This window comes from Sodalis sp. RH22 (assembly GCF_047324165.1).
Classification (GTDB): domain Bacteria; phylum Pseudomonadota; class Gammaproteobacteria; order Enterobacterales; family Enterobacteriaceae; genus Acerihabitans.
The window spans coordinates 1,015,067-1,026,880 of the sequence record NZ_CP178731.1 but is presented as its reverse complement, the minus strand read 5'-3'; the positions used below and the strand labels follow the sequence as shown (position 1 = coordinate 1,026,880).

Genomic DNA, 11,814 nt, shown 5'->3' with positions numbered 1-11,814 from the left:
TGATAACCGGTAGCAAGCCTGACTCTTTGCAAGGAGATTACCTATCATGAAATCCGCCGATCAGGGGATCAAAACGCGTCACAAGGAATATACCCTGCTGTTTCCCATTGCAGCGCTGGCGGTATTGATAGTATGGGGCGCCACGCCCACTTTCGCCGTGACGGTCATCATCAATCTTATCGCCCTCATCGCCATCCTTGTCAGCGCGTTTAACGTCGTGCGCCATGCCGACGTGCTGGCGCACCGGCTGGGAGAACCCTTTGGTTCGCTGATCCTCAGCCTGTCGGTGGTGATCCTCGAGGTGAGCCTGATTTCGGCGCTGATGGCCACCGGCAATGCCTCGCCCGGCCTGATGCGCGATACCCTGTTTTCGGTCATCATGATTGTCACTACCGGCTTGGTCGGTTTTTCCCTGCTGCTGGGCGGGCGTAAATTCGCCACCCAGTCGGTGAACCTGGCCGGCATCAAGCAATACCTGATGGCCATCATCCCGCTGGTGGTGATTGTGCTGGTGCTGCCCACGGCCCTGCCGGATGGCAATTTCAGCATCGCCCAGGCACTGTTTGCCGCCGCTATCTCCGCCGCCATGTACGGCGTATTCCTGTTGATACAGACTAAAACGCACCAACGCTATTTTATCTACGAGCATGAAGACGGCGACGACGATGATTCCCACGGCAAACCCTCCGCACACAGCTCCAAATGGCACGGCATTTGGCTACTGTTGCATCTGCTGGCGGTGGTAACCGTGACCAAGTTCAACGCCGGTCCGCTGGAACAACTGCTCGGTGATTTGCATGCGCCCCAACAATTCACCGGCTTCCTGGTCGCGCTGCTGATCCTGTCGCCCGAGGGCCTGGGCGCCATCAGGGCGGTGCTTAAAAACCAGGTGCAACGCGCCATGAATTTGTTTTTCGGTTCAGTGCTCGCCACCATTTCCCTCACGGTGCCCACCGTCACCATCATCGCCATCCTGACAGGCCATCCGCTGGCGTTCGGCCTGGGCATGCCGCAAGTGGTGGTGTTGTTAACCGCCATGATCCTGTGCCAAATCTCCTTTTCAACCGGCCGTACCAATGTATTGAACGGAACCGCGCATCTGGCGCTTTTCGGTGCTTATGTGATGACCCTCATGCTGTAGGGCCGACGGCATTTCCTCCCTCATATTGAAGGGGTTAGCGGGCGTCCGCCGTTCCAGGGCCCCGTACTCGTCTACCGGCGAGATAAAAAAATCGAACCGGTATTTCCCTTACCCGGCGCGATAAAACCCTTTCTTCCGCTGATAAGAAAGAATTTTAAGCAAAATATTCGCCATATCGGTTCTTTTTCACCTATTTGATGATGTAGCGCTGGTGTTCCGTTCATCATAACTGGTATTTTAGTGTCTCTTTACGACGGACCGCACGGCCCGCCCTGCTCACGTTTTGGCTCGTTGTTTTAATGAAAAATCATCTCTTCACCGGTCTTCGCCCGTTCAGCGCGCTTATTGACGCCTGCTGGAAAGAACCTTACACCACCCAGCGCTTTATCAAAGACATCATCGCCGGTATTACCGTCGGCATCATCGCCATTCCCCTGGCCATGGCGCTGGCCATTGGCAGCGGCGTGGCGCCCCAGTACGGCCTGTATACCTCCGCCGTGGCGGGTATTGTCATCGCCCTGTGCGGGGGTTCCAGGTTTAGCGTGTCGGGTCCGACCGCGGCCTTTGTGGTCATACTTTATCCGGTGTCGCAACAGTTCGGGCTTGCCGGTTTGCTGATTGCCACCCTGCTTTCCGGCGTGATCCTGGTGATTATGGGTTTTGCCCGGCTGGGCAAGCTTATCGAGTTTATTCCGCTCTCGGTCACACTGGGCTTTACCTCGGGCATTGCCATCACCATCGCCACCATGCAAATCAAAGACTTTTTTGGTCTTACCCTGCCCGTGGTGCCGGAGGAGTATGTCGGCAAGGTAGCGGCGCTTTTCGCGGCGTTGCCGACGTTCAATCCCGGAGATACGCTGATTGGCATAGGCACCATGGCGGTGCTGGTCTATTGGCCGCGCCTGGGCATCCGTTTCCCGGCGCACCTGCCGGCGCTGATAGCCGGCTCCGGCATCATGGCGGTGCTGTGGCTATTTGATATGCCGGTGGCGACCATCGGCACCCGTTTCGGTTATATCCTGGCGGACGGCACCCATGGGCAGGGTATTCCCCCGATCCTGCCGCAGTGGCTGCTGCCGTGGACGCTGCCCGATGTGCACGGCGTGCCGATGGGCTTAAACTGGCATACCGTTTCCGCCCTGCTGCCCGCCGCATTCTCGATGGCGATGCTCGGCGCGATTGAGTCGCTGCTGTGCGCCGTGGTGCTTGACGGCATGACCGGCAAAAAGCATCAGTCTAATAATGAACTTATCGGACAGGGAGTGGGCAATATCATCGCGCCGTTCTTCGGCGGCATTACCGCCACCGCCGCCATTGCGCGTTCGGCGGCCAACGTGCGCGCCGGCGCCACCTCGCCGGTGTCGTCGCTGGTACATTCCCTGCTGGTGCTGCTGGCGCTGCTGGTGCTGGCGCCGGCCCTGTCCTATCTGCCCCTGTCGGCCATGGCCGCGCTGCTGTTGCTGGTAGCCTGGAACATGAGCGAGGCGCGCAAGGTCATTTACCTGCTGCGCCGGGCGCCCAGGGACGATATCGTGGTCATGCTGCTGTGCATGTCGCTGACGGTATTGTTCGATATGGTGATCGCCATTACGGTGGGCATCGTCCTGGCCTCGCTGCTGTTTATGCGCCGTATCGCCGCCATGACCCGTATCAGCGAATTGCCGCAAAGCACCAGCGGCAAGCTCAGGGCGCTGCGGGTCAACGGTCCGCTGTTCTTTGCCGCCGCCGAACGCATTTTTGAGGAAATCGCCGTGCTGACGGCGCAGGATGACGTGATTATTCTGCAATGGGATGCGGTGCCGGTACTGGATGCCGGCGGCCTGCAGGCGTTTGTGCACTTCAGCGAAAACCTGGCGGCGGGCAAACGCCTGGTGATAACCGATATCCCCTTCCAGCCGCTGAAAACGCTGGCGCGGGCCAATATCCACCCTATTCCCGGCCGGCTGGCGTTCTACAGCACGTTGGAACAGGCGCTGGCGGAGGAAGCCAAATAAGCCGACACCGGACTTAAAGCAGCCGTGTTAAAGGGAGAGCGTGCCTATGGTGTCGAATCGGGCGTGGTGTTCCCGCCCGACCGAGCGCCCCATGGCACGGTAAGCCCGCCAACACCGGGCTTAAAGCAGCCGTGTTCAAGGGAGACCGTGCCTATGGGGTCGAATCGGGCGTGGTGTTCCCGCCCGACCGAGCGCCCCATGGCACGCTAGGCCCGCCAACACCGGGCTTAAAGCAGCCGTGTTCAAGGGAGAGCGTGCCTATGGGGTCGCATCGGGCGTGGTGTTCCCGCCCGACCGAGGCCCCATGGCGCGGTATGCCCGCCAACACTGAACTCAACGCAGACGTGTTCAAGGGAGAGCGTGCCAATGGGGTCGAATCGGGCGTGGTGTTCCCGCCCGACCGAGCGCCCCATGGCACGCTAGGCCCGCCAACACCGGACTTAAAGCAGCGGTGTTCAAGGGAGACCGTGCCGATGGGGGTCGATGCAGACAGAACGTTAACTGCCCGTATCCAGCGCCGGAAAGCTTTTCACCAAATCGTCAATGGCTTTCATCTGCACCAGAAACGGCTCGAGCTTATCCAGCGGCAGCGCCGACGGGCCATCGCATTTGGCATGATCGGGATCGGGATGGGCCTCGATAAACAGCCCGGCAATACCCACCGCCATACCGGCGCGGGCCAGCTCGCCCACCTGCGCGCGACGACCGCCCGAGGCGGCGCCGAACGGATCTCGCGTCTGCAGCGCATGGGTCACGTCAAAAATCACCGGACAACCGCCGGAAACGCGGTTCATCACGTTAAATCCCAATATATCCACCACCAGGTTATCGTAGCCGAAATTACTGCCGCGATCGCACAGGATAACCTGCTCATTACCGGCTTCACGGAATTTATCAACGATATTGCCCACCTGCGACGGGCTGATAAACTGCGGTTTTTTAACGTTTATCACCGCACCCGTGCGGGCCATGGCCTCCACCAGATCGGTCTGGCGCGCCAGGAATGCCGGCAACTGTATCACGTCCACCACCCCGGCCACCGTCTGCGCCTGAGCCGCCTCATGCACGTCGGTAATGACCTTCACGCCAAACTGCGCTTTCAGCTCCTGAAAGATCTTCATGCCCTCTTCCAGGCCCGGACCGCGATAAGAGTGAATAGATGAACGGTTGGCTTTATCAAACGAAGCTTTGAACACATACGGAATACCCAGTTTTTGGGTCACGGTCACGTAATGCTCACAAATGCGCATGGCCAGATCGCGCGATTCAAGCACATTCATGCCGCCGAACAGCACAAAAGGACGATCGTTCGCCACCGGGATATCGCCGATATTCACCACAAGTTGTTTCATACCTGTACCTTATACTTTTTATCGACCTGCCGGCCGGGGTAATACCGTCCGGCATCGGGTTAATGTAGGGTCACCGACTTCTGCTCGATGGAATGTATCTGAACCTTGATCATTTCACTGATGGGATCTTCCGGACACTGCTCGACAAAATAATTCAGGTCCGAAAGCGCCACGTGATCACACTCCAGCTGGGCATAAATCAAACCGCGATCGCGGATTTCATAAGGATCGTCGGGATCAAATTCCAGCATCGCCTCGCTGGCGCCCAGGGCCAGCTCCATCTGTTTTTCGTCCATCAGCGCCGATTTTAAGGTGTCGAGCAATTTACGCACCACGGTATTGTTATCCGCTTCTTCCAGATCTTCATCCGCCAGCTCGATACCGGTCCCGATATTGCCGCGCAGCCAAATATCCAGCGTATGCTCATCAAGGGTATCGCCGTTAATCGGGTTGATAAGCCACATCTCGCCGTCAAGCCAGCCCGCGCGCAGTATCATCTGGGTAGGGAAAATCACCGGCAGCAGGGGAATGCCCATGGACTGCGCCACATGCAGCAGGATAATGCCCAACGACGCAGGCAGACCCTGGCGGCGCTCCAGCACATTATCAAGCCACAGGGCGTCCGACAGGCGATACACGCCGCCGACGCCGCCAAATCCCCAGGTACGATAAAACAGCTTGAGCAAAAGCCCCAGCTGTTCGTCCTGGTTCAGCTCCACCGAGATCTGCTCCCGCGCGTCCTCGGCCAGCAAACGCAACTGCTGGCGAACGCTATCGGCGGGAAAATCCTCCCGGATGGCGAGGGAAATACGTATGACACCCTCGCTAAGCGGTGAAAGATTATATTCAAAATCCGCAATATTACTCATAGAAATCCTGTCAGCAGGGGAAGCTTACTGCTAGCCAGCCGGTAAATAGTGTACAGACACGCCAGCCCGCAGATAAATGCCAGCCAGCGGATTTTTTCGCGCCGCGTATTGTTGCCCAGCGCAACAGAGCCGAGCAGGATATAAATAACGACCAACACCAGTTTATCCAGCAGCCAGCGGCCGTCGGCGGTGAAGGGAGAAATGCCCGAGAGGATAATCAGCGTGACGCCGGATATCAATAACAGGGTATCGTTGATATGCGGGACAATGCGCACCCACCCTTTGCTCAGCAGGGTGGAACCGCGCCAGCGCCAATAAAAACGGATGATAAACAGCGTAATGGTGATCCATACCGTTGTTAAATGTAAGTACTTGATGGTCATGTAAGCACTCATCACTGCTCCAGCATCCTATAACCGGCGGGTCTTAACCCGGCCATTGTCCCATTGTTACGCGTTCATTGCCGCCATAATCCCGCCGGGAACCCACCAGGACGAAACCGGCGCGCGCCAACAGGCCGCGCACCGCCTCGCCCTGATGCCAGCCATGCTCCAGCGCCACCCAGCCACCGGGATGCAGGTGGTCGGCGGCGCCCACGACGATGGCCGTCAAATCGGCCAGTCCGTTATCGTCCGCCACCAGCGCGCTTTGCGGCTCGAAACGCACGTCTCCCTGATGCAGATGCGGGTCGTCCACGGCGATATAGGGCGGATTACTCACAATAAGGGTATAGCGCATTCCCTGCAATGATTTAAACCAACTTCCCGTCGCGAAGCGCGCATTGGCGATACCCAGCTGCAGGGCGTTCTCACGCGCCAATGCCACCGCCTCGGGCCGCAAGTCCACGCCGGTCACCCGCCATGACGGCCTTTCGCTGGCCAATGCCAGGGCAATGGCGCCGGTGCCGGTGCCCAGATCCAGCACCTGCGCCGGCTGGTCGGGCAGCAGCGCCAGCGCCTGCTCCACCAAACATTCGGTGTCGGGACGCGGGATAAGCGTGGCGGACGAAACCTTAAGCTTCAGGGACCAAAATTCACGCTCGCCGGTCAGGTAGGCTATCGGTTCCCCCGCCGCACGCCGCAACAGCAGGGCGTCGAGCCGCGCAAGCTCCTCCGGCGTCAGGGGTGTTTCGCCAAAGGCCAGCAGCCAGGTACGCGCACGTCCGGTGACAAAACCGAGCAGGATTTCGGCATCCCGTCTGGGGCTGTCGCCGCCGGCGAGCCGGCGCGCGGCGCCATCAAGCCACTGGCCGCACTGCATCAGGATTGCTCTGCCAGCGCCGCCAGCTGATCCGCCTGGTACTCCTGCATGATCGGCTGGATCAGCATATCCAGTTTGCCTTCAATCACTTCATCCAGGCGATAAAGCGTCAGGCCGATACGGTGATCGGTCACGCGCCCCTGGGGGAAATTATAGGTCCGGATACGATCGGAGCGATCGCCGCTGCCCAGCAGGTTGCGGCGGGTCGACGCCTCCTCCAGCTGGCGCCGGCGCACCTCGGCCGCGCGCAGCCTGGCGCCCAGCACCGCCAGCGCCTTGGCTTTGTTCTTGTGCTGCGACCGTTCGTCCTGGCATTCAACCACCAGGCCGGTTGGAAGATGGGTAATGCGGATGGCGGAATCGGTGGTATTGACGTGCTGGCCGCCCGCGCCGGAGGACCGAAAGGTATCGATACGCAAATCCCCGGCATTGATCACCGGCAATTCCTCTTCCGGGATTGCGGGCATGACCGCCACCGTGCAGGCGGAAGTGTGGATGCGGCCCTGGGATTCGGTTTCCGGCACCCGCTGCACGCGATGGCCGCCGGACTCGAACTTCAGCTGGCCATAGGCGCCGTCGTTGTCTATTTTAGCGATCACTTCCTTGTAGCCGCCGTGCTCGCCGTCGCTGGCGCTGACGATCTCTACCCGCCAGCGCCGGGTTTCGGCGAAGCGGCTGTACATCCTGAACAGATCGCCGGCAAAGATGGCGGCTTCGTCGCCGCCGGTGCCGGCGCGCACTTCCAGGAAACAGCCGCGTTCATCATCCGGGTCTTGCGGCAGCAGCAGCAACTGCAACTGCTGCTCCAGCTCTTCCTGCAATGCTTTTAACTCTTTCAGTTCTTCTTGCGCCATATCGCGCATTTCCGGGTCGTCGAGCATCGTTTCCGCGGTGTGGATATCCTCCTGTACCTGCTGCCAGCGCTTAAAGGACGCGGTAACATCGGTCAGCTGCGCATATTCTTTCGACAGCGCGCGAAATCTATCCTGATCGTTAATGATGCCGGCGTCGCCAAGCAACACCTCGACTTCTTCTTGGCGCTCTTGCAACGCTTCCAGTTTGGCAACGATAGAAGGCTTCATAGGTGATGGTTTTACCTTATTAGTATAATGAGCTAGTCCAGTCCCAGACTGTCCCGCAGGATTTGCAGCCGTTCGACATCACCGTCACGGGCGGCCTGTTGCAGTGATTTGGTTGGAGCGTGGATAAGACGATTGGTCAGGCGGTGGGCCATGTCGCGGATCACCGCCTCGGGGTCGGCGCCGAGCCTGATGGCCGCCACGGCGCGCTCCTCTATTTCCGCACGCAGGCTATCGGCCTGGGAACGGAAATCGCGAATGGTTTCCACCGCGCTTTGCGCGCGCAGCCAGCCCATGAAATCCAGACATTCCTGCGCGACGATGGTTTCGGCCTGGACGGCCGCCGACTGTCGCTGGGCGAGGTTTTTTTCAATAATGGCCTGTAAATCATCCACCGTATAAAGATAGGCGTTGGGGACCTTGCCCACGTCCGGCTCGATATCGCGCGGCACCGCGATATCCACCAGCAACATCGGCTGGTTGCGGCGCTGCTTCATAGCCCGCTCGACCATGCCCTTGCCGATAATGGGAAGCGTGCTGGCGGTGGAACTGATAATGATATCGGCACTGGCCAGGCGGTCGTCGAGTCCGGCCAGGTCGATGACCTGCGCCCCGACCTCGTCGGCCAGCAGTTGCGCGCGCTCGCGGGTGCGGTTGGCGATGATCAGCTGCTTGACATGGTGCTCACGCAGATGACGCGCCACCAGTTCGATGGTTTCGCCGGCGCCGACCAGCAGCACCGTGACATCGGCCAGGGATTCAAAAATCTGCCGCGCCAGGGTACAGGCGGCAAACGCCACCGATACCGCGTTGGACCCGATTTCGGTTTCAGTGCGCACCCGCTTGGCGACGGAAAAGGATTTCTGGAATAAGCGTTCCAGCTCGCCGGAAACGGTATGCCCGCGTTGGGAATCCGCAAAGGCTTTTTTTACCTGCCCGAGGATCTGCGGCTCGCCCAGCACCATGGAATCCAGCCCGCTGGCGACCCGCATCAAGTGGCTGACCGCGCCGTCGTCCAGATGCCAGTAGAGGCTTTGGCGCACCTCGTCCGGCTGCAAATGATGATAATCGCATAACCAGCCTACCAGCGATTCCTTGAAATTTTCCTGCTGCGCCACGCTTAGGTATAATTCGGTCCGGTTGCATGTAGACAGCACGACGCCGCCCCGCACCAGCGGTTGCTGGAGCAGGCTGACCAGCGCCTGGTCAAGGGTTTCGGGCGAAAACGCTATCCGCTCGCGTAACGCAACCGGCGCCGTTTTATGATTAATACCTAATGCGAGCAGGGTCATGGAATACGGCTATTAAATAATACGAGTGTTAGTATGGTTATGGTTTGAGTGCATTCTACTTGATGCGCGTGATCAAGAAAAGTCACACCGCATTTTCGACCTATCAGGGCGTGGCGCCGGTAATGAAATAAATGCCGCTTAGCGTGAAAATTGACGCTATCATGGTGTTAAACACCGGACAAAACGCCTTACCCACGAGAAAATTAAGGAAGCAGTTCCCTATGCCGAAGCGTATTCCCGCCTACTACCGCGTATTGCCGCTGGCCGGCCTGCTATTGGCCGCCTGTAGCGTCCACACGCCCTCAGGCCCCGCTAAAAGCCAAACCTCCCCCGAGTGGCAACAGCATCAACGCTCGGTGTCGCAGCTGTCCAGCTACCAGACGCGCGGCTCTTTCGCCTATATTTCCGGCCAGCAAAAAGTTTATGCCCGCTTTAACTGGCAGCAAACCGGCGCCGATCGCTACCGCCTGCTGCTGACCAATCCGCTCGGCAGCACCGAAATGGATTTGAACGTGCAGCCCGGCGTGGCCCAGATTACCAATAACCAGGGTAAGAAGTATGTCAGCAACGATCCGCAGCAGATGATCCAAAAGCTGACCGGCATGAATATTCCCCTCGACAACCTGCGTAAATGGATGCTGGGGCTGCCGGGCGACGCCACCGATTTCACCCTCGATTCGCGCGGCTTGCTCAAACAGGTCAACTACAGCCAGGACGGCCAGCAATGGACGGTGGTTTACCTGGGCTACCATGACGACAGCCGGCCGGTGCTGCCGGCCAATCTGGAACTGCGCCAGGGCGAGCAGCGTATTAAACTCAAAATGGACAGCTGGACCCTGCAATGATTCATCAATGGCCGGCGCCGGCTAAACTCAATTTATTTTTATATATTACCGGCCGGCGGCCCGACGGCTACCATCAGTTGCAAACGCTGTTCCAGTTTCTTGACTACGGCGATACGCTGACCATCGAGCCGGTCGCAGGCGGGGATATCCGGCTGCTGACGCCCCTTGCCGGCGTACGCGACGATGATAACCTTATCGTCCGGGCGGCGCGGTTGCTGCAGCGTCGCCGGTGGGGGGCTAAAAATAATTCCGCCCTGCCCGGCGCCGATATTCGCCTGGTTAAACGCCTGCCGATGGGCGGCGGGCTCGGCGGGGGATCCTCCGACGCCGCCACGGTGCTGGTGGCCCTTAATCATCTGTGGCGCTGCGGCCTTGAGCAGGAAGCGCTGGCCCGTCTGGGCCTCGAACTTGGCGCCGACGTACCGGTGTTCGTGCGGGGCCACGCGGCCTTTGCCGAGGGAATCGGCGAAATATTGACCCCGGCCGATCCGCCGGAAAAATGGTACCTGGTCACCCTCCCCGGCGTAAGCATATCGACGCCGGCGATATTCGCCGATCCGGCGTTAAAAAGAGACTCGCCGGTACGCGCGCTGGAGGCGTTATTAGCGCAGCCTTTTCATAATGATTGTGAGCCAATCGCAAGAAAACATTTTTACGAGGTTGAACAGCATCTTTCATGGCTGTTAGAATACGCGCCGTCGCGACTGACTGGCACCGGCGCTTGTGTATTTGCCGAATTCGATACCGAGTCCGCCGCCCGTCAGGTGCTGGAGCATGCCCCGGCGTGGATGCGTGGTTTTGTGGCGCGAGGCGTTAACGTTTCGCCGCTGCACCGCGTGTTGACCGGGGCGCATTAAGGTAACCGGACCGTTATGCCGCCGCTAGGTGACGGTTCCGCCAGGTTATCTCGATTTATCTTTACCCGTGTGGCATTGCCCTGTATGGCGCTCCGGTCCCGAGTGTTATGCTGTGCAATACCTTCTCTGGACGCAAGCCTGAGGTTCTTCTCGTGCCTGATATGAAGCTTTTTGCTGGTAACGCCACCCCGGAACTAGCACAACGTATTGCCAACCGTTTATATACCAGTCTTGGTGACGCCGCTGTAGGTCGCTTTAGCGACGGCGAAGTCAGCGTGCAAATCAATGAAAATGTACGCGGTGGTGATATTTTCATCATCCAGTCCACCTGTGCGCCAACCAATGACAACCTGATGGAACTGGTGGTCATGGTCGACGCGTTACGCCGCGCATCCGCCGGTCGTATCACCGCCGTTATCCCCTATTTTGGTTATGCCCGCCAGGATCGGCGCGTGCGTTCCGCACGTGTGCCCATCACCGCGAAAGTGGTGGCGGACTTCTTATCCAGCGTAGGGGTTGACCGTGTCCTGACGGTGGACCTGCACGCGGAACAGATCCAAGGCTTCTTTGATGTTCCGGTCGACAACGTTTTCGGCAGCCCGATTCTGCTGGAGGATATGCTGCAGCAGGATTTGGAAAATCCGATCGTGGTATCGCCGGATATCGGCGGCGTGGTACGTGCCCGCGCCATCGCCAAATTACTGAACGATACCGATATGGCCATCATCGATAAACGCCGTCCGCGCGCAAACGTTTCCCAGGTGATGCACATCATCGGTGATGTGGCGGGCCGCGACTGTGTGTTGGTGGACGATATGATCGATACCGGCGGCACCCTGTGCAAAGCGGCGGAGGCGCTGAAGGATCGGGGCGCAAAACGTGTTTTTGCCTATGCCACCCATCCGATTTTTTCCGGTAATGCGTTCGACAACATCAAGAATTCGGTTATCGATGAGGTCATTGTTTGCGATACCATTCCGTTGGATCCCAAGATTAAAGCACTGCCCAACGTCCGTACCCTGACCCTGTCGGGCATGTTGGCCGAGGCCATTCGTCGCATCAGCAACGAAGAATCCATCTCCGCCATGTTCGAGCATTAATAGCCGCCGACGTCGCCGCCCCGGC

General features: G+C 58.9%; 11 protein-coding genes. 5 read left to right on the top strand and 6 right to left on the bottom strand.

Annotated elements, in window-relative coordinates:
• Positions 1-46 precede the first annotated feature (46 nt).
• On the top strand, positions 47-1,141 hold the full coding sequence (chaA, locus tag ACL2XN_RS04730; protein ID WP_410014971.1) for a sodium-potassium/proton antiporter ChaA: 1,095 nt from the start codon (positions 47-49) through the stop codon (positions 1,139-1,141).
• 299 nt (positions 1,142-1,440) lie between these two features.
• The gene (dauA, locus tag ACL2XN_RS04725) at positions 1,441-3,135 is read left to right on the top strand and encodes a C4-dicarboxylic acid transporter DauA (RefSeq protein ID WP_410014970.1); all 1,695 of its coding nucleotides are present in this window, start codon (positions 1,441-1,443) and stop codon (positions 3,133-3,135) included.
• 497 nt (positions 3,136-3,632) lie between these two features.
• Here dauA and kdsA read toward each other — a convergent pair whose 3' ends face one another.
• Genes kdsA through hemA form a run of 6 tightly spaced genes read right to left on the bottom strand, consistent with a single transcriptional unit; the run spans position 3,633 to position 8,987 of the window.
• On the bottom strand, positions 3,633-4,487 hold the full coding sequence (kdsA, locus tag ACL2XN_RS04720) for a 3-deoxy-8-phosphooctulonate synthase (RefSeq protein ID WP_410014969.1): 855 nt from the start codon (positions 4,485-4,487) through the stop codon (positions 3,633-3,635).
• A 59-nt stretch (positions 4,488-4,546) separates the two neighbouring features.
• Positions 4,547-5,356: an invasion regulator SirB1 gene (gene sirB1, locus ACL2XN_RS04715; protein ID WP_410014968.1), complete on the bottom strand. Its 810-nt coding sequence runs from the start codon at positions 5,354-5,356 to the stop codon at positions 4,547-4,549.
• The gene (locus ACL2XN_RS04710; protein WP_410014967.1) at positions 5,353-5,751 is read right to left on the bottom strand and encodes a SirB2 family protein; all 399 of its coding nucleotides are present in this window, start codon (positions 5,749-5,751) and stop codon (positions 5,353-5,355) included. Before ACL2XN_RS04710 ends, sirB1 begins: the two co-directional genes overlap by 4 nt.
• Before the next feature lie 31 nt (positions 5,752-5,782).
• Positions 5,783-6,616 carry a peptide chain release factor N(5)-glutamine methyltransferase gene (gene prmC / locus ACL2XN_RS04705; RefSeq protein ID WP_410014966.1) on the bottom strand — a complete coding sequence of 278 codons (834 nt, stop codon included), beginning with the start codon at positions 6,614-6,616 and terminating at the stop codon, positions 5,783-5,785.
• A complete protein-coding gene (gene prfA, locus ACL2XN_RS04700) occupies positions 6,616-7,698 on the bottom strand; it encodes a peptide chain release factor 1 (RefSeq protein WP_410014965.1) in 1,083 nt (360 codons plus the stop codon). Before prfA ends, prmC begins: the two co-directional genes overlap by 1 nt.
• Positions 7,699-7,730: 32 nt before the next feature.
• Positions 7,731-8,987, bottom strand: a complete 1,257-nt coding sequence (gene hemA / locus ACL2XN_RS04695; protein ID WP_410014964.1) for a glutamyl-tRNA reductase — start codon at positions 8,985-8,987, stop codon at positions 7,731-7,733.
• A gap of 221 nt (positions 8,988-9,208) precedes the next feature.
• Here hemA and lolB point away from each other — a divergent pair, with 221 nt between their 5' ends.
• The 3 genes from lolB to prs all read left to right on the top strand — a co-directional run bounded on the left by lolB (position 9,209) and on the right by prs (position 11,789).
• Complete coding sequence (gene lolB, locus ACL2XN_RS04690) at positions 9,209-9,832, top strand: lipoprotein insertase outer membrane protein LolB (RefSeq protein ID WP_410014963.1); 624 nt, start codon at positions 9,209-9,211, stop codon at positions 9,830-9,832.
• Positions 9,829-10,689 carry a 4-(cytidine 5'-diphospho)-2-C-methyl-D-erythritol kinase gene (ispE, locus tag ACL2XN_RS04685; RefSeq protein WP_410014962.1) on the top strand — a complete coding sequence of 287 codons (861 nt, stop codon included), beginning with the start codon at positions 9,829-9,831 and terminating at the stop codon, positions 10,687-10,689. Before lolB ends, ispE begins: the two co-directional genes overlap by 4 nt.
• 152 nt (positions 10,690-10,841) lie before the next feature.
• Positions 10,842-11,789, top strand: coding sequence for a ribose-phosphate diphosphokinase (gene prs, locus ACL2XN_RS04680; RefSeq protein ID WP_331122568.1), 948 nt, complete (start codon positions 10,842-10,844; stop codon positions 11,787-11,789).
• Positions 11,790-11,814 lie beyond the last annotated feature (25 nt).